Genomic DNA, 17,741 nt, shown 5'->3' with positions numbered 1-17,741 from the left:
TCACGGGTTGCTCCCGGAGACCGTTTCCTGGTCACGACGATAGTCATAGATCTGGAAGCCCAGCGGGTTCTCGAACCGCCATTCGTTGGTCGCAGGCGTGTCGGTGTAGCGATAGCGCACCACCGCGATCCAATGGCTGGTGATCGAATCCGTGTCGGAAAGTTCCGTCGTTGAGAAGCGAACGATACCGGTCGAGCCGTTCGGGAAGGTGACCGAGGCGATCTCCGTCGTCACGCGTTTGGTTTTGCCGTAGATCTTGGCGGGATTTTTCGCATTGGCGGCGCTATAGAGATTCTGAAGCTCGCTTGCCGCATTGCCGGTCGACAGCAGGGCGGAGATCCCGAAATTCTGCTCGATCGTGTAAGGGTCATATCCTTCGCGAGCGCGGATGTAGCGGACAATATTGGCCTGGGTAATCGCCTGTTGGTCGGTGAGATTGGCCGGCCGCGTCAGGCCGGTCTTCACCTCGACATAGCCGGTGCTTTTGTCGACCTCGACGATATAGGGCTCGAAGCTCTTGAGCGGCACGAGCATGACCAGCGCAAGCAGGCTCAGCAGCGTTATGCCGCCAAAAATCGTGGTGACGAACCAGGCAATGATCCGCGACCGCCTGGCTTTTTTGACGACCTCCTGCTCCCAGATGTCGCCGGTTTGATAGTAAGTCGCCAAATTGATGTTCCTGGAATTTGCCATCGTCAATCAACCGCTCGAAGGTTTGAGGTCATGTCGGCGTGCCGTTTTTGGAGATTTTGTCCTGCATCGCCGCGCGGGCGCCCGCGGGGTCGTCACCATCATCTCGGCGGAACCGCTCGCGAAGATTGCTGCCCGCGCGCGCAGCCCCTTGGCCGGCCGAAACGCCAGCGCGCCCCACGGCGCGAGGCGTTCTGACGCCGGCAAAGTGCGTTATATGTTTTGCCGCATTGCCGACGCCGGCCGCTAGACCGCCTGCAATTCCCTGCCCAAGCGACTGGATGTGGAGCATTACGAAGCCACCCGCGATGCACAGCAACAGGAACCCGGCAATGTCGGCCAGAGTGAGAGTGCGGGACCCGCTGGCTGCGTCGATCTTCGTCAACTCCGGGTTCATCGCAGCGATCAGGAAGGCGGCAATCACGTAGATGAACAGCGGAATGAGCGCATAGGTGAGAACCTGGTTGAACCAGCCGACACCGTAGCCACGTGTCCGTTCAAACAGCATGCAGGCGATGAATAGCGGCGCGGTCCCGATCAGGACCCAGAGCATGACTTTCGCAAGGATCAGGATCGCAAGTGCGATCGCGATGAAGACGCCGGCGCCGACCATGATGACGATGCCGATCATGCTCGGCAGGATCGAGAAATAGCCGGACTGCTCGGCAAAGGCAGACGCTGCCTCACTCGCGGTTTTCCAGATCTGCGACATGCCGTTGGTCGGTTCGCTGATGCCGGTTCCTGCCGCCGCCAGAATGGCGCGGCCAACATTCTCGGGCGTATCGTTGATCCAATGATAGAACAGATTATTGAAATTGCCCCAGGAGCTGACGAGCGCAAGGACGATCATCATACGGGCGATGCGACCGATGATCTCGCCGACGCCGATGCGCGCTGTTCCCATGATCAGTTGCAGGCCGTACCAGGCGACATAGGCGACGAACATGATTTTCAGCAGCGGCGTCAGCTCGTTGCCGACGATCGTATAGGCCTGCTCCGAGAAGCTGGTTCCGGAGTTTTCGATGCGGTTGAGAAGGTCGCCGAGGAAGTCCTGCATTGCTGAGCCCTATTACTGATCGGCGACACCGAGTGCAGCGAAGGCGGCGACCGGATCGTTGACGGGACGTAAGGGACCGCAGTCTTTCTCTGCGGCCTCCGTAAATGAGGTGAGATTGGCTGGCCGTTTGCAGGGCGCCGTCTTCTCCTTGACAGTTCCACAGGCTGTCATGAGGACACCAACGATGAGCGCGGCGAAGAGACCTTGGTATTTTGCCATCTCAGTTTCCGTAGGTGAGAGCCTTCTTCGTATTGGAAATGTCGGTGAGCCGGCGCTGGTTCTCCGCCTGCAGCGAAATGACGGCACCGTTCAGGACGCCGATCATCTCGTTCAGCGTTAGTCCCGACTGCACCTGCAGCTGGGTATTCTGGTCGATCGAGCCTTTGATGTCCTGAGCGGACCCGATTTGGGCGCCGGCCTGCTGGAAGGCGCTCCGGCGTGTCTCGATCGCCTGGCGCGATCCGTTGATCAGCGCCGAGACGCCAAGCACGGTGTTGACCAGTTGCTCGTAGGACTTATCGCCGGAGAACGTGCTGTTTTCCTTGCCGGACAACGACTTCACCAACTGCAGGCCGTTGATGAACGTGGTTGCCGCCTTGGCGATATCTCCGCTCATCGACCCGAAATTCGGAACACCTTCCTTCAGGATGCTGTCGAAGGAAGGCACGGCCGAGACGCTGAAGCCATTGCCGATCGCCAGGTCCTTCAAGGGCGCGGCGGTACTGCCGCGGTCGCCGGTTACCGCTTTCAGCGTATCCTGCACGGTCGACAGGATATTCTTGTTGGTATCGAGGATATGGTCAGTGGTCTCAGCCGTCTTCTTGGCGATCTCGTAGTTCGTCTTGTCGATGACGGGCACGTCGGCGAGCGCCGCTGACGGCAACACCAGGAGCACGGAGAGTGTGAGCACTTTTAATTTCATTTCGCTTCTCCTGTTATTGCGGCTGCAGCAATAGCTGCACCTGATCTGCGGTTGGGCGCTTCTTGACGCAGGCCTTGTCTGCATCGCTCCAGACAAGGCTCTGGCGGGGATCGCAGAGACCGGTGGTCTCGCGCGGCGTCTCTCTATCGGGATCGTGATCGGTGCCGCGCGACGAGCCGGAGAGGTTAGCCGAGGTGACGGCATTGCGGGTATTCACGAGGTCGGCCATCTCGGTCCCGAGCTTGATGGCATTGTTCATCATCGCGAGATTGGCGTTGCGGACCGCCGAATTATGGTCCCAACTGTCCTGAATGGTTCCCGTCTGGACCTGCCCCAGTTGTTGATACCAGCTTGCGACGTTTCCGAGGCTATCGGAGGTGGCGGCCGACGTGCCCATGGCGTTCAAGGTCGATGACCGCATGCTGGTATAGGCGGTTCCTCCACCTCCAAAATTTAAGGCTATTCCCGTTTTGTCGGATCCTCCGAAAGCCGGCAGCCAGTCCCGGGTGATCGAGGCGACATAGGCCTGCGTCTCCTTGAAGGGCGGGATGCCGCCATATTTGCTGACATTGCCCGGTCCGGAATTATAGGCTGCGAGCGCCAGCGAAACGTCGCCGTTGAAGCGGCAGAGTTGCTGCTTGTAATAACGAGCACCGCCGCGCAAGTTCTCTTCGATATTGTTCTCGTCGACACCGAGCTCAGCCGCCGTTCCCGGCATCAGTTGTGCGAGGCCGGTGGCGCCGGCGCCCGACTTGGCGCATGGGTTGAACCGGCTTTCTTGGTAGACGAGGGCTAGAAACTGGTTCTCGTCGACACCTTCCTCGCGCGCGACCCGTCGCACCAGACCTGAAATTTCCGGATTGGCTTCGGCCGTATCGACGGCGTCGTTGCGGCGGCCTGGCCGATACATCGAGCAGGTGACAGAGGTGTGGATCGTATAGCGATCGTGATCGGTATCTTCGACGTTGCTCACCGCCTCATCGAGCTGTTTATGTTCGCCGAGATTGGTGTCGTCGAGGACTGGGACGTCGGCAAACGCAAAGCCTGCGTCGAAGGCAAGCAGCAATGCCGCGGCAAGGAGAGTGGGAAGGAAATCAGCTCTCACGGGCGCGCCCACCCGCAAAATTCTGCAAGCCAGCCGGCCGGGTCGTCGCCATGCTGATCGCGGAGCCGCGCGCATTCCTCGACCGTGTCTTTGCGGCCGGAGAGGACTTTGATCAGATCGGGCATCGAGGAAAGATCGAGCCGGGCGATCACGCTGTCATTGCCGTGCTTGATCAGAAAGGTGCGTTTCTCAGGCGCCGTGTTGCGGATGAAGTCGAACTCCTTCCTCGTCAGCCCGAAGCGCCCGATATAGCTGTCTTCGTCGGCTCGAGGATTGGGGAAATGAATATGGGTCGCGGATTGCTCGATGAGCGTATGCGATATCGGTGATTTGGCGATGTCAGCCGCTGACTGTGTGCCGAACCCGATGATGCCATTGAGCTTGCGGATGGTTCTTGTCTTATCGACGATGAAGTCGCTGGTGGTCTGATCACGCTCCAGATGCCAGCCTTCATCCATGAAGAACATCACGGGCGTGCCGTCCAGCAGCTCGTCCATGCGATGGAACAGATACATCAATGCGGGCGTGCGGACGTCCGGATTGCCGAGGATGTTGGTCATGTCGAAGCCGAACACCCGATGGCCGGAGAATGAGAGGACATCGTGCCGTGCATTGAAAAGCCACGCCTTCTCGCCTTCGATCCAGGGCCTGAGGCGAGCATGGAGATCGTTCGGATCGGCACGGGACCGGCCGGTCAGCAGGCCTGCAAGATTGGCGAGATTGCGCTCGGCGGTGGGTTCCTGCATCAGGCGCACGATGGCGCGTTCAAGCGTGTCTTCCTCCTCCTGATCGAAGGCGCCTTCCTTATCCTTGCGCAGCATCGCCTTTAGCAGCCGGAGCAGAAACTCGCGGTTCTCGCCGGTGTTTTCGAGCTGCAAGGGATTGAACCCCGTCGGCATGCCGGGAGAGAGGATCTCGTAAGCGCCGTTCATCGCACGGATGAAGATTTCTGCACCGCGGTCCTTGTCGAAGAAGACTGCCTTGGGCGTCGGCCGAACCCGAAAAGCCTGGGCAAGCAGAAAGGTGAGCGCCACCGTCTTTCCTGATCCGGTCGGACCGGTGACGAGGAAATGGCCGATATCGCGCTGGTGGAAATTGAACCAATAGGGCGTCTGGCTCGTGGTTTCGAGGATGGAGATCGGTGTTCCCCAATGCATCCCCTCCCGCTGACCGGAGGCGAAATTATGCATCGACGACAGGCCGGAGAAATTCGCGCTCGACAGCATCGCCTTGCGGGCGATGTAGGCGTGATTGCCGGGTAACTGCGCCCAGAATGAGGCCTCCATGTTGAGGTCCTCGCGCAGCCAATTGATGTTCATGTCGGTGAGGCAGGCGCCGAGATCGGAGACCGCCTTGTTGACGCCGTCGAGATCCCGCGACAGGCAGAGCAGAGACAGATGGTGGAAGCCGAAAACGGCCTCCTGGTTGAGCAAGCTGTTCAAAGCAAAATCGATGTCGCCCTCGACGTCGCTGCCGGCCTCATCGGAGGCCGCGATCTGACGCTTGAGCCGCGAAATACGCTCCTGGGCGATCGGCTTGTCGGCGATCGTATAGGACTGGGTGAGAATGAACTCGTGGTTCACCTGCAGAAGGCCATCGAGCATGCCCGGACCTGTGAATGGCGGATACTCCTTGATCGAGAGCATCGCGCCGAACCTGTCTTCGTCCCTGGTCGGTCCCTGCGCTTGCATCGTTCGCCGCGAGAAATGCAGACGGCAGGTGCCGATGTAATTGGCAAGACCCATCCGCGGCAGGCGCATGCGACGTGGAACGCCGCAGGTCAGGATGGCGTTTAGAAACTCGCAAGGCTCCGAATAAGGCTCATCCTTGCGGTAGGCGATGCCAAGTGGGCGGGCGCCATATTTGCTGAGGTCGCGGGTGATGTTGCTGACAAACTCCTCGAGCTCGCTTACGGCGTCGCGCAATTGCTCGTCATGGGCGTTGCGCCCGGCTGCCCGGTCGAGGAACCGGCGGATCCGATCGCCGGCAGCGAGCGCGCCCCGCATGCCGGACCTGAGGACAGTCAGATAGAGTTCGTTGGTGAACATGCGTTTGCCGGCGAGCGATGCAGCGTAGCGCCGGTCCAGTTCCGCACAGAATGGATCGTCGAATTCACTTGAGATCGTCGTGTCGACCTGCCGGCGAATGACCGTCGACCACAGGGAGAACCGGCTTGATCCCAAAGCTCGGATCAAGGTGTTCTGAATGAGCGAGCGCATGTTGAGTTCCGCCTGGTCCTCTGTTTGGAAGAACAGCCCGTCCAGACGGATGACGCTCATCAACGCGCCATCTTCGAGCTTGATGACCGTGTCGGCGACATGGCGGAAATAGGGGATATGTTTCGACATCGGCCGCTCGCGATGAGCGACAGCGCCAAATCCGAGTTCTTCGCGGATGACGTTCAGCATGTTCAGGGCCCGTACGAGTTGGCGCCCCAGAACGTCTTGTTTTGGGTTTTTGGCGTAAGCCGGGTTGAGACCTGCAGCACATCGAGAATGCGAGCATCGAAGGTGCTGAGCGTGAACAGCACGACATAGGCGAAGGGAGCGGTCAGCAGCGCCCATAACTCATTGGTCGCAAGCCAGGCGATGATGGTGGTGCCGATCATGATGACCACGGCCATATAGGGTACGCCCCATAGGGTGGGAGCGCGCGTCAGCCCGATCACCAGGGGAGTGAGATGGGGTTTGTCGTTGTCGGCCTGTGCCATGATCAGTTTCCGACCGTTGCGATCAGCTGATCGACGATGGCAGGTGCCCCAAAGACCAGGCCGATACCAAGCGCCACGGCGCCGGCTGTGAACCAGCTCAATCGTCCGGCGAAAGCGAGGAAGCCAAGACTGATCACGGCTATGATCGCGACCAGACGACCGAACGGGCCGGTGATGAAGTCGACGATGGCCTGCACAACAGCCTGTAGCGGCGCAAAAGCTTGGTTTGTTGCCTGGGCAAAAGCGAGATCAGCACCTGCCAATTGCGCAGCAACCACAAGCGACAAGACCAGCGTGGCACGCAGGATCGTCTTTTGACGCGAGGACAATTCCAACTTCATGTTCCGCTCCTTTCGTTTCAAAATTGCATGACGCCGCCGACGAACGGCGCGCCGCGGGCGCCGAGGACGTCGCTGCTGCCGGTCTGCCGGTCGGTGTTGTCGGGTGACTTTTGATTGCGAGGATTGGGCAAGCGCTTGTCGGGGAAGCTGACGCCGAGCTGCCGATTGATCACAGAGGCGACGTAGCGCACGGTTTCGGGATAGGCGGGGACGCCCTTGTTGTCGTAGATCGCCTGTTCGCCCGCATTATAGGCGGCCGCGGCCAGGATCGGGTTCTTGAGCCGGACGAGGAGGGTGCGCAGATAGCGTATGCCGCCATCGATGTTCGACGCCGGATCGCAGATGTCGGTAACGCCGAAACGCGCTGCCGTCGCAGGCGTCAATTGCATTGGGCCGCGCGCACCTTTTGGGCTATTGCGGACTTGATCAAAGCGGCTTTCCGTCCAGGCAATAGCGGTAGCGAAGCCCGCATCGACGCCATATTTTCCCGCGGCGTCTGTAACCATTGCTTCGATCCCTGCTGGATCGATCGGTGAAGGGCCGCATAGGGGCATGCTATCGATTTGACGAAGCGGCGTAGCGCGATGAGTTTGTGATCCGGCACCGGATTCCGTTCCTTGGGTCGATGCAGGAAATAAACCATTTGAGTTATGTGATTTGGCTACGATCTCAGGCATGACGATGCCGTCTTGCCCGATCGAAAACTCGTCCTCCGATTGTCCTGGACTGGCCCAGGACGACGCCGACGTGGGCGTTGCAAAGCGCGAAAAATCGAAAGAATTCAGCTCATCAGCAAGTGAAGTCGAAGGGATAGGACCCTGCAAAGCCATGACTGAGAGCAAAATGACGTTCGACCGCATGCGATATCCTCGCTCGGGTTGGGATTCGATATAGTCGGTTGCCGGGTAGCGGAAATGGCCGCTTGTTTTTGCGATGCAAATAACCTATGTGGTTTAGTGCTACATCGGTTTTTTCGAAAGGGAAAGCTAAAAATGAACAGCGTGCCAAAGAAAATTGTAACGCATCCAGTTAAGAAGCTCTTGGTCAGGGCGGCCTTCGTATTGATGGCGGGGCGCGTCATTGCCGCCGCGGGAGCAGTTGATGAAGCCTATGTGAAATCCTTCGCGGCGCCGGGAAAGACCGTGCTCATCGTCGAGTACTACAACGGTGATAGGAAGGTGGTCGGCCGAAGGGGCTTTGCCTCGGCAACCGGGTTCAAAGTCGCGTCGCCGACCGATATCGCCGTCGCCGACAAGGTGCGGCTCCATCTTTTCGGACTTGAGCCATGTGTCGGCGAGATGGTGAACCGAAAGGAGAATTTTGCCGGTAGATGCGAGGACTTCGCCAGAGAGCAACTGGCGATCCTCCTGAAGTCGCCGAAGGTGCTCTTTTGCCGGGCGTTCGTTTCCGAGGAGAATGCGCCGCTCCAGGACGCGACTTGCTTCGGCTACTACAATTACCCCGGCACGCTCGATACCGTCGACAATATCGAGGAGCAGTTGCTCTCATTGGGCGCCGTCAAGCTCTCGAAAAAGCCGGACGGCACGCTGATGCGTCCGGACCTTGCCGGGGCCGAGAAGATTGGCCGCAGCGGCTTTGGGATGTGGGCCGATCCCCGGGTCCAAAACCGATGAACCGAATGTCCTTGTTCATTGCCGTGGCTATTCTCGTTACAGCTCAGCCCCTCTTGGCCGCACCGATGGGGTATTTCGATTTGGATACGGGCGTGGCGCTGGAGAGTGGCGACACCTGGACGGCGAACGGCGAGCGTTATCGGCTTTACGGCGTACAGGCCTGTCTGCGTGGGACGACCTTTACCAACAATGCCGGCAAGACACAGGATTGCGGCGATGCATCGCTTTCGGTGCTCGCGGCCTTCATCAAGGACACGCATCCCTCCTGTGCGCCGATCGCACGAGCGGCAGGCGTCGTCTACGTCGTTTGTTTTGCGGCGGTTGCGGGGGAGCGCCTGGACCTTGCCACCATGCTGATCTCGGAGGGTTATGCCTTCGCAGCCCTTGATGCGAAGGGCATGCCCGTCAATCCGGCCTATGCCGTTGGCGAGCAGGAGGCGAAGGCGCGCAAGGCGGGCCTTTGGCAGTTCCCAGACGTCCGTCATCCCTCGATTTTGCTGGGACGGGCTGCAAGCTACCATCAGGAGAAAGCCAAATGAGCGCTCGCTTTGCCATCGGCGCGTTGGTCCTTCTTTGCACGGGCATCAATCCGGTTTCCGCTGCCGACTTTGTGCCGGGTTCGGCGGTCGGCCAGCGACTCGGGGCGCCTGAAACGCAATCACTATTAAGGGGCAAAGTATCGGTTATCAGCGGCGATACGCTGTGGTTTCCAACTCTCGGAAGACGCGTGCGGCTTGCCGGCATCCAAGCTTGCCCAGTCCCGGAATGGGGGTTCGATCCGAAGCCGCAAGGAACAATAGCCATTACGGCGCCGATTCCATCCGGTCCGCTGGCGAAAGCCTGGCTGAAGCGCGTCGTTGGCAATAGGCCGGTGGTCTGCAGGCTGGTTCCTCCTTATGGCTCGGAAGTGCCGGCCGCCAAATGTTCGACGCGGGGACGCGACCTCGGCCTCGAGATGCTCCGCGTCGGCTGGGCGAGGGTTGCCGCAGTCACGGAGCCGGATCCGCAATATCTCACAGCAGAAAGGTACGCCCGATCGGCACGGTACGGACTTTGGGGGACTTACGTTCTCGACATGGATGAATGGAACCGCAGGGCTGTCGACCGGACGATGGAGCGACGGCCCCTGGCGGACCGGACACTCCTTCAGGAGCGAGAGCAGGAGATCACGCCGCCGTTTGCCGACTGGCGCGACAGGCCGCGGCGCAGAGATCGTTAGGGAGGGAGTCGGACAATGAGAATGGTGTTGCCGCTTGTGTCGGTGTTGATGTTCTCCCTGCCGCTCTCACCGGCTGAAGCGAGCGAGTGGGGGTGCGAGGTGCTGCTTTGTGCGGCCTCTGACAATCCGTCGTGGCACGGCGTCGAAAGTTGCCATCCGCCGATGGAGCGGCTGATCTCGGCCATGAAACGCCCAGGGTTCTCCTGGCCGACCTGCCCGGAAGGCGGGGCTGGCAAGCCTGGTTTCGAGCGATATGCGGACTGCCCAGCTGGTTGGGTGCCGACCGAGGCAGACCAGGACTTCAATCATGGTCGTTCCGACGAACTGTCGCGCTGCATGCGGACCGTCAACGCGTGTAAGGCCAAGGCTTTCCAGCGATACCGAGATGACGGTCGGACGCAGATAACGAAGGACGGCGTCACGCGCGTCTATTCGGATTCGAGCAGTTGCGAGTATCGCGAATACACCGCGCGGCCGTTACGCGATCAGCCCTATTATTTCGATATCGAAAGTTCAGGGAAAGAGACGACCGAGCGTCACTATTTTGATCTGAGAGATTGAGATTTTGAGGCCAGGCTCTCGTCCGAGCGCAATATCACTGACCTCCATGTCGCCAAGTCGGCCGATCGTCTTACACCCCTTTGGGGTAGAGGCGCGGGAAGAGTATATCGAGCGCATGCGTGGGAAAGCGCAGCGACACCGCCCCTTTTTCGGTCGTCGATGCCGGTAGACCCTCGTCAATCAGCGCCTTGAGCAGCCGGCGTGCCGAGCGCTCAGGAAGTCCTGTAAAGCGCGGAGCCTCGCCACGCTCGAATGCCCCTCGCACCAACGCTTCCTGCAACAGCCGTGCAGCTTCCGCAGGCAAGGTCTCATGCCGATCGACATAACGCTTCAAACGTCATCCCAGCGCATCGAGATCGAAAAGACTGCCCATATAATCGAGTTGGTCGACGCAGACGCGGAGGACCATCCGGTGAACAACTCCAATCCCTTTCTCGATAGGTTGCCGCGTCCATCACGCTTCATAATGCGGACTGTCCGAGCCAATTGGGCGGCAGTTTCAGCGTGGAAGGCGCGCCCGAGCAGCTCCACCTTCGCGACGATCTCTAGCGCAAGGTCGACCAACTCGCAGCTTGGATTCTCTATGCGTGCCGTTTCAATCCGGCTAGGTGCTTCGACGGCGGTCATTTTGGCCGATGCTTTATGTCGCAATTTCCATTTATTTACAGCGCTATCCTATAGATTTCCATGGGAAATGGCCGATCTTCTGGCCGATCTTTGATGACGTGCCGATAATAACGGAACTTGCGTTTAAAGACGCTGGATTGTGGTCTATAGGATCTTCGTCATTCTTTGAAGAATGGCTGCACGGATCGCAAGACAAAAGCCACTGTTGTCCGATCTAATGCGACCCCGGTCGCCAGGACGCGGGCGACATGCTCGACCTTACTGTAGGCCTCAATGCGGTTTCCTGGCGGCCATGCGCTGATTGTCGTGTAGAGTTCCAGTTCCTTGATGCGCAATTGCGTCAACTCCGTTTTTGGTATCTTGGGCTTCGACTGGCGCACGAGTTCCAATTCGACAATCAATGCAGCATGATCATCGATTAGATCAGTAAGTCCGCGTCTCGGATCGTCGCCACTCATCTTAGTTCCTTCTCAAGCGGGAAGAATGTGATCGGCCGAACCGTCTGGGCTCGGCCGGCAGTAGCCAGGTGCAACGTCGGTAATGTATGAGGAAGGAAATCAGCATGGGTATGTTTCATGACCAGCAGACTTGAGAAATACATCGATAAGAACGATCTGATCGAAACGATCGATACCGAAGTCGAGAAGCCGATTTTTCGCCGCCCGGGTTATGACGCGGTCCCGACCTTTGCCGAACTCGATCGTCGCCTTGCCGATGGCCTGCGCGAGGCTCGCGATCGTGCCGGCTTGACCCATGCGGAGGTAGCACCGCTTCTCGGGCTTCATCCGATCGTTTATGGGCGCTATGAGCGCGCGGAAACGAAGATGCATGTCTCGCGCCTCATACATCTGAGCGAATTGCTGGATTTCTCGCCGATCGACTTGATCATGGCGGCTGCTCCCTATCGTTTTGGCAAATCTCCGGAAGCATCAGAACGCCGCCGGAAACTCATCAAGGTCGTTGAGGGCCTCCCCGACGAGGCGGTGGAATCGATGCTGTCTCTGGTGGAAGCCATGTCCAAGCTGCGTTCCGAGGAAGGCAAGTAGATGCTGGATCATGGAGGCCGCCTAACAACCTCGGGATCTCGCTGACCATCATCTCAACCGCTTTCTCCCGTCGCTTCATAAAGTCTGTAAGGAAGATCAGCGTAGGCATATTCTGCTGGTATCGCGGCTGGGCAGAGCTTCGACAGGAAGAGGTCGAGGTTTTCTGCACTGTTGCTGGAGATCAGCGTATAGAAATTCCCGCTGTTCCAGGTCACGAACGCATGCTTGAAAAAGCGCCGCATCGTGTCAATGATCTCTGCCAGCGTAACCTCGTTTCGATTCATTCGCGTTAGAACCGTCTCTTCCTTTGCGCGAATCTCGGCGGAACTGAAAAAGCGGGCTTTGAAGCCATGGTCCTTTTGCCGTTCGCGCCGACGATACTCCTCATCATCCTCGTGCTTGAATTTCTCGACGAATATAAACAGCCCCTTGCTCTTCAGGTGCTGCGAAACGAAACGAATCTGATCGAAGCGATTGGGCGAATACATTTGAAACGTCGTGTCTTCGACAATGATGTCGAAGCCGTTCGCGAACGTCTTCAGCTTTTCGTCCTGCTGAATCTTTTCGGGGGTCAGATGGTGAAACGGTCCATGGAAAAACATGGCATGCGGTGGAACGCCCCAGGCATAGAAGTTTCTGAGGTTCTCGATATTGGGACTGCAGGATAGTGTCTCGATCTTGCCATTGCCGAGCTCGGCAATGACCCGCGCCATCGTGCCCTCGGCGGTGCCCAAGGTATAGAGGTTGAGCTTCGCCTTTCTGGCGCGTGCATACTTAAGGATCGCGCAGCCCATACGGCACTCTTCCTCAAACCGATACGGAATGCTACTGAGGTAGTGCTGATCGAATGGACCTTGCCGCAACGGATGAAGGGCCGAAAAGCGCCGGAACGTCAGATCCATTGGAAAGAGACGGCGGTCGAGCTGAGGCGGGCGGATGGGCATGCCTGCCCGACCCGCTGCGGTTATCGAAAAGAACTCCGAAAGCTCGTTGAGCCGAGGGGCACGGTCGCACTCCTCCAGGAAGTCGTGAAAATCATGCATGCGAAAGACCTTTCTCTCGCATCATCGCATTCCGGTTTCTTTGATATCCTATGCGCTCGTGGCTGATCTTGGTAACCAGCGGTACGACGCCTCCTCGCGATAATGCACGAAGGCAAGATGAGCGGATTCATCAGGTTTTTGCATCCATGATTGTGATCTGCTTTCATGAAAGTGACATATAATTCGTCCTCTGGTTAAAAGAAATTTGTCGAGCAACTTTTGGTACGGTACGGTCACTGCCGCCGCTCTTGAGCAGGAGAAGCCATAAAAGGTGCCCGTTGCAGCCATTCGACCCGAAAGGATAAAGCAGTCTCAAGGACAAATAATCCTTCACAGGCAAGGTCTTTGGAACGATGCGCGCGCCGATGTTGTTCGCCGGATCGATTTAGGACGGCAGAACATCGAAGTTGCAACTGATCACCATATAATCTTCCTCAACATGCGAGGCTCTGCCAAATTCGGGGAAAACTATATTGACGGGCGCAATGTTGGCTTCACTCCGCGACCCGACGGTTCTCTTGTTTATATTCCGCCGGGTTGTCATTGGAGTGGTTGGGATGAAGGCGATGCCGACGCCGGGTATCTCATGATCACAGTTGCGAAGGCGTTCTTGACTAACTTCTCGGAGAGACTGCCAGCTGTCGGCAATTGGCGTCCCAAACTCGGATTCAGGGATCTGCCGATCCAATCCGTAGCACGGCAGATTGCCTGGGAGCTATCACACGATGATCCTGTGAGTGATCTAATCGTCGAAGGATACTTGGCGGCCATCTTCGGACTTCTGCAACGCCACTCCAGAACATCCGGCAAGGCCTTTCGAGGAGGACTGGCACCAACGCTCCTCAAGAGAGTGATCGAGCAAATCGATGCCCATATCGATCAACCGCCCAGCGTGCGCACACTCGCTGAGGAGGCGGGCATAAGCCGTGAGCACTTCAGTCGAGCCTTTAAACAATCCCAAGGTTTGACACCTTATGCGTTCTACAATCGACGGCGACTTGAACGCGCCAGCGATCTTCTGCGTTTGACGACGATGACCGTGACAGACGTTGCGATTGCCTGTGGCTATGCAAGCGGGAGCCATCTGTCGACCAGGTTTCGGCGGGAGACCGGACTTTCGCCGGCGCAGTATCGTGCACTATGGACGGGATAGACTGATCGCGAGCGAGAAAAGAAATATCACATTCGTGAAAGCCGCGCTCCATCGGCTCGAATAGGATGCCCTCACAAACTATCGTGAGGATTGCAGATGGAGTCGGGATATTGATTGGCCTGAGCGGGAGGAACACTGCTTCCGACATCTATCACTTCTGCGTTGTCACATCTTCCGCTGGGCGCAATGCCTATTTTGTGTTGGCGGCCTGGATTGCCGTCGATGTCAACCACGGCACCGGTGCTATTGCCGTTCTTCTCGCGCTCGGCAGTGCTGCCGAACTGTTGACGAGCAATATCGGCGGTGCACTGATTGATCGGTTCGATCGTCGCATGGTCTGCATGGTCTGCGATCTATTTCGGCTGGTGTTGATGCTCACGACCGGGCTCGGGTTCTTGTTCGCCGATCCGCTCATTGTTCTCTACCTATCTTGGACCATCTTTGCGATCGTCGACAGAACCTACTCGACGTCGCTGCAGGCATTAATCCCATCTATAGCGCGCGCCGAGAATCTCGGATCGTTCAATTCGAGCGCGTATATTGGAATGCAGGCTGGCAATTTGCTCGCGGCCATAATCACCGGTTTCATGCTGAGCAACGCTGGCCGGGAGTTAGCACCTCTGTTGCCAAGTGGGTTCTTTGTCCTCTCCCTCCTGGGGCTGCTATCTATGAGCAGCATACGCCAGCATTCTGCGGCTCATCATCGCGCTAAAAGTGGCGACATTCGTCGCTCGGATCTGCTGCCGACGACGTTCGCTCTTGGGTCGTTAAAGACCGGCGCAGCCATGTACGGACTGATTTATGCAATGGGCATGTTTGTGAACATGTTGGCTTCGGCTTACGTGATCCGTGAACTGGGCGGGACGTCGCTGCAATTCGGATGTCTTGAGGCGGCCTGGGCCGTTGGCTCCATTGCCGGCTGCGCAATCTTTCTCTTGGGTAGCTGGTTCTGGCGACTTCAGAACATTCTCGTCCATTTGGTACTTGCCGGCATGTTTCTTCTTGGCTTTTGGCTCTACCAAAGTTTTGTCTTCGCTCTCATTCAAATGACGATCCTGGGATTGAGCTACAACATCGCGCGGGTTCTGATTGACGTTCAGGTTCAATCGACCGTGTCGATCGATGCGCTGGGGCGTGCGCGGAGCCAGATTCATACGGTCTGCGTCGCCACAGGCTTATTGGCATGCGGCATCATCGGCGTTTTCGGAAACGCGATCCTGCCCTCGGAAATTTTCGGGCTTTTCGGCACGGTCATGATCGCCGCTGCGCTCTTCTTTTGCTTCAGAATGAATCGGGGAGGTTCGGCGGAAAGCCGGCTCATTTGAGAATGGAGACATCAAGCGGCGCAGAACTAATATCCAAGGACGAGCTTCAGGCTCTAATATTTCAGTTGTTCCCCTGGGCCCGTCGGTTTGCGGGGGTTCCGGTGGCAGACTATGCCAATGCGGTCTTTACCGTCGCCTCTTATCAATCGGATTGCACCCCCCGACACCAAGCCCTGTCGTTATTGCGCTCGCGGATCGGAAAGATCGCGCAACGCCGTGGCTTTTCGGGAGAGCAAGTATCGAGATTTGAAAGAGAGATCGAAGCTGCCCCGGTGCTGCAAACCGGTCCGCATCTACATCTGTTGATCGAGCCCGATGCATTTTATACCCATCTCTTCTCGCTGATGGCGCTCCGCGCCCATGGAAGGAGATGCTACATTTCCTATGGTTGTTCGACCGTCAAATTCGTGGAGCGCGGCCGCAAAGGTCCTGCCTGGCTGCAAATTGAAGGCCAGGCGATCAATGTGTTTGGCTTGTCACGCAGCAAGATGATCCCCTACAGCATCTTGGGCAGAAACAACGGCTATAGCTTTCAGCTCCAGAATGTCGATCGGCCCGGTGGGGAGGCGGACGCAATCTGTCGTCTTCGAGGAATCTTGCCGACCGGCGAATTCCCGTCGGCTGCCGAAGCGATCAAGGCGGCAAACCTTAGTCTGTGGAAGCGCTATTTCGACAGCCAGATCGATTTTCTGCAACTCGATGATCATGATGTCTCCGATCTGGTTAGAGATCATCTTTCCGATGAGCAATCCTGGCTGCGAGCACGGCTAATCGAGGATATCAGCTTTGCGAGACGGCTTCTCGATGGCATTGATCGACTCGCCGATACCGCCTGGCGAGGTTGGCTGAAGAATTCGACCCATTTCTTCTGGGGCTGCATCGACGGGCGGCTCTTTCCATTGTGGCTAGATGATGCGGTTCTTCGGCCGAGGGGTACGGAGGATTTCCATGTCGAATTTTCACCCGCAGCTCTTTGCGCGGCGTTGGCGAACGGACGGATCATTCCGAACCTTCTTCTGATGTTTCTCGTCACATCGATCCTGCCGCGGGTGCGTGTTCTCGGCGGAAGTCGTCATACGGTTTATTATCCGTTGATGCGCTGGGCATTCGGTGAAGCGCTAAGGAGCGACGATCGTGACGCGGAGCTTCTCGCCGCCCTGACTGAGGATGAGCGGCCGGGCGCGTGGGGCCATCGCGTCATTTCCTCGCCATGCGAGCCATTTTCTCTGCTGAACACGCCCGGCAGCAACGGGATTTCGAGCCTTCTGGAACGATTTGGCCAGATGAGCATCGAGGATGCTTCTGGACCTTTGTCAAGCTTTACGGAGGATCCGCTGTGGGCGGACCTGGCCGCGGCTTTTTCAGCAGGGGCGCTGAGCACAGATGCGCCGGAATGGGCGTTTTCCTGATCGTCCTCAAATAGCTGAGCGGGTCACGGCATCTGCAATTCGCGGATTTGTTGTTCTGGGAGCTAACGCGTGAATCCAAGACGAAGTTATTGAATCTTGTAGAGAATTCGGTTGCGAAGCAGACCGAATTCCTCTATCTTTTCTGCGAGGCAGTACGCGCTGCCTTGGGGCTGCAAACCCCTACACGCGGTTGGTGCCGGCCGTGACGGCACCACACTCCTTGACCTTTGAGGTCGGGGAGCCTGTGGCGTATGTCCAGGTTCCTCGGAGCTAAAGGCCATAGGGCCGTCGTGTACGGTTTGCACTCCCCGATCAGTGGGTTGAGCGAGTTTTCAGCGGGGGCGTACCGCATGAAACTCTCCATTCGGGGTATCGACCATGAATCGCCGTACAGCAGCCGCACAAATCCGATCGTCGAGACGTGCGCAAAGCAAGCAGCCGACCATTGAAATCCAGTCGGCGCATCCCGTCGATCTGCATGTCGGACAGCAGATCCGTATCCGCCGGATACAATCGAATGTATCGCTCGGCGATCTTGGCGCCGGCATTGGCGTCAGTTTCCAGCAGGTGCAGAAATACGAAAATGGCAGGAACCGTGTCAGCGCCTCGATGCTCTATGAGGTCGCCAAACGGCTGAGGGTGCCTGTCGCCAAATTCTTCGAGGGCCTTCCGGATCCCGAAGGCGCAGTGGATCCGCAAATCGTGACCGAGGTCGATGACCGCATCGCCTATATCTCCACCGCGGAAGGCCGTCGCCTGATCGAGGATGTTCTGCTGCTTCCGCCGCGTGTCCGCAGCCGGGTCGTGGCGCTCGTCAGCTCCATTGCCGATGAGGAGCTGGAAGAGCGGCCGGACGCTGATTTCTAGCGAAAGCATATAGAAAAATTGGCGGCCGCAAG

22 protein-coding genes are annotated in these 17,741 nt (G+C 57.8%); 9 read left to right on the top strand and 13 right to left on the bottom strand.

Translation table 11 applies throughout. From position 1 onward, the window contains the following. The 9 genes from NXC24_RS30815 to NXC24_RS36030 are packed head-to-tail and all read right to left on the bottom strand — an operon-like array spanning position 1 to position 7,331. Positions 1-693 (bottom strand): type IV secretion system protein, encoded by a 693-nt coding sequence (locus NXC24_RS30815; RefSeq protein WP_104827104.1) that lies wholly within the window; start codon positions 691-693, stop codon positions 1-3. A 28-nt stretch (positions 694-721) separates the two neighbouring features. Beyond that, entirely contained in the window at positions 722-1,747 is a 1,026-nt protein-coding gene (locus NXC24_RS30810) for a type IV secretion system protein (protein WP_104827103.1), read from the bottom strand. 12 nt (positions 1,748-1,759) lie between these two features. Further along, positions 1,760-1,966 carry a hypothetical protein gene (locus NXC24_RS30805; protein ID WP_104827102.1) on the bottom strand — a complete coding sequence of 69 codons (207 nt, stop codon included), beginning with the start codon at positions 1,964-1,966 and terminating at the stop codon, positions 1,760-1,762. Position 1,967: 1 nt separating this feature from the next. Beyond that, positions 1,968-2,669: a type IV secretion system protein gene (locus tag NXC24_RS30800; protein WP_104827101.1), complete on the bottom strand. Its 702-nt coding sequence runs from the start codon at positions 2,667-2,669 to the stop codon at positions 1,968-1,970. Between the two features lie 13 nt (positions 2,670-2,682). Next, entirely contained in the window at positions 2,683-3,774 is a 1,092-nt protein-coding gene (locus NXC24_RS30795) for a lytic transglycosylase domain-containing protein (RefSeq protein WP_245464089.1), read from the bottom strand. After that, entirely contained in the window at positions 3,771-6,182 is a 2,412-nt protein-coding gene (locus NXC24_RS30790) for a VirB4 family type IV secretion/conjugal transfer ATPase (RefSeq protein ID WP_104827099.1), read from the bottom strand. Before NXC24_RS30790 ends, NXC24_RS30795 begins: the two co-directional genes overlap by 4 nt. 2 nt (positions 6,183-6,184) lie before the next feature. Continuing rightward, complete coding sequence (locus NXC24_RS30785; protein WP_104827098.1) at positions 6,185-6,484, bottom strand: VirB3 family type IV secretion system protein; 300 nt, start codon at positions 6,482-6,484, stop codon at positions 6,185-6,187. A 2-nt stretch (positions 6,485-6,486) separates the two neighbouring features. Beyond that, positions 6,487-6,825 (bottom strand): TrbC/VirB2 family protein, encoded by a 339-nt coding sequence (locus NXC24_RS30780; protein WP_104827097.1) that lies wholly within the window; start codon positions 6,823-6,825, stop codon positions 6,487-6,489. A 17-nt stretch (positions 6,826-6,842) separates the two neighbouring features. Further along, positions 6,843-7,331, bottom strand: a complete 489-nt coding sequence (locus NXC24_RS36030; protein ID WP_348632758.1) for a lytic transglycosylase domain-containing protein — start codon at positions 7,329-7,331, stop codon at positions 6,843-6,845. 558 nt (positions 7,332-7,889) lie between these two features. On the opposite strand from NXC24_RS36030, the gene NXC24_RS30770 reads away from it, so the two are divergent. Genes NXC24_RS30770 through NXC24_RS30755 form a run of 4 tightly spaced genes read left to right on the top strand, consistent with a single transcriptional unit; the run spans position 7,890 to position 10,239 of the window. Further along, positions 7,890-8,459 carry a hypothetical protein gene (locus tag NXC24_RS30770; RefSeq protein WP_104827922.1) on the top strand — a complete coding sequence of 190 codons (570 nt, stop codon included), beginning with the start codon at positions 7,890-7,892 and terminating at the stop codon, positions 8,457-8,459. Then, positions 8,456-8,998, top strand: coding sequence for a thermonuclease family protein (locus NXC24_RS30765; protein ID WP_104827095.1), 543 nt, complete (start codon positions 8,456-8,458; stop codon positions 8,996-8,998). The genes NXC24_RS30770 and NXC24_RS30765 overlap by 4 nt, the downstream gene beginning before the upstream one ends. Next, positions 8,995-9,678 carry a thermonuclease family protein gene (locus tag NXC24_RS30760; protein WP_104827094.1) on the top strand — a complete coding sequence of 228 codons (684 nt, stop codon included), beginning with the start codon at positions 8,995-8,997 and terminating at the stop codon, positions 9,676-9,678. The genes NXC24_RS30765 and NXC24_RS30760 overlap by 4 nt, the downstream gene beginning before the upstream one ends. A 15-nt stretch (positions 9,679-9,693) precedes the next feature. After that, positions 9,694-10,239, top strand: coding sequence for a hypothetical protein (locus tag NXC24_RS30755; protein ID WP_104827093.1), 546 nt, complete (start codon positions 9,694-9,696; stop codon positions 10,237-10,239). 70 nt (positions 10,240-10,309) lie between these two features. Here the strand turns inward: NXC24_RS30755 and NXC24_RS30750 are convergent, their stop codons facing one another. The 3 genes from NXC24_RS30750 to NXC24_RS30740 form a co-directional block, all read right to left on the bottom strand. Further along, positions 10,310-10,573 (bottom strand): hypothetical protein, encoded by a 264-nt coding sequence (locus NXC24_RS30750; RefSeq protein ID WP_104827092.1) that lies wholly within the window; start codon positions 10,571-10,573, stop codon positions 10,310-10,312. Further along, complete coding sequence (locus NXC24_RS30745; RefSeq protein WP_104827091.1) at positions 10,570-10,866, bottom strand: hypothetical protein; 297 nt, start codon at positions 10,864-10,866, stop codon at positions 10,570-10,572. Before NXC24_RS30745 ends, NXC24_RS30750 begins: the two co-directional genes overlap by 4 nt. A gap of 158 nt (positions 10,867-11,024) precedes the next feature. After that, on the bottom strand, positions 11,025-11,324 hold the full coding sequence (locus tag NXC24_RS30740; RefSeq protein ID WP_104827090.1) for a hypothetical protein: 300 nt from the start codon (positions 11,322-11,324) through the stop codon (positions 11,025-11,027). Between the two features lie 117 nt (positions 11,325-11,441). Between NXC24_RS30740 and NXC24_RS30735 the strand changes: the two genes are divergently transcribed. Next, positions 11,442-11,912: a helix-turn-helix transcriptional regulator gene (locus NXC24_RS30735; RefSeq protein WP_245464088.1), complete on the top strand. Its 471-nt coding sequence runs from the start codon at positions 11,442-11,444 to the stop codon at positions 11,910-11,912. Positions 11,913-11,965: 53 nt separating this feature from the next. On the opposite strand, the gene NXC24_RS30730 is transcribed toward NXC24_RS30735, so the two are convergent. Then, on the bottom strand, positions 11,966-12,955 hold the full coding sequence (locus tag NXC24_RS30730; protein ID WP_104827089.1) for a class I SAM-dependent methyltransferase: 990 nt from the start codon (positions 12,953-12,955) through the stop codon (positions 11,966-11,968). A gap of 271 nt (positions 12,956-13,226) precedes the next feature. On the opposite strand from NXC24_RS30730, the gene NXC24_RS30725 reads away from it, so the two are divergent. The 4 genes from NXC24_RS30725 (at position 13,227) to NXC24_RS30710 (ending at position 17,709) form a co-directional block, all read left to right on the top strand. Further along, entirely contained in the window at positions 13,227-14,108 is an 882-nt protein-coding gene (locus NXC24_RS30725; protein WP_104827088.1) for an AraC family transcriptional regulator, read from the top strand. 110 nt (positions 14,109-14,218) lie between these two features. Then, positions 14,219-15,433 carry an MFS transporter gene (locus NXC24_RS30720; RefSeq protein ID WP_245464087.1) on the top strand — a complete coding sequence of 405 codons (1,215 nt, stop codon included), beginning with the start codon at positions 14,219-14,221 and terminating at the stop codon, positions 15,431-15,433. 101 nt (positions 15,434-15,534) lie between these two features. Continuing rightward, complete coding sequence (locus NXC24_RS30715) at positions 15,535-16,842, top strand: hypothetical protein (protein ID WP_245464086.1); 1,308 nt, start codon at positions 15,535-15,537, stop codon at positions 16,840-16,842. 378 nt (positions 16,843-17,220) lie between these two features. Beyond that, entirely contained in the window at positions 17,221-17,709 is a 489-nt protein-coding gene (locus NXC24_RS30710) for a helix-turn-helix transcriptional regulator (protein ID WP_104827085.1), read from the top strand. The last annotated feature ends 32 nt before the right edge of the window (positions 17,710-17,741 follow it).

Origin of the sequence: Rhizobium sp. NXC24, assembly GCF_002944315.1 — a bacterium.
Classification (GTDB): Bacteria; Pseudomonadota; Alphaproteobacteria; order Rhizobiales; family Rhizobiaceae; genus Rhizobium.
The sequence above is the reverse complement of the archived record's forward strand: the minus strand, read 5'-3'. Positions and strand labels throughout refer to the sequence as shown.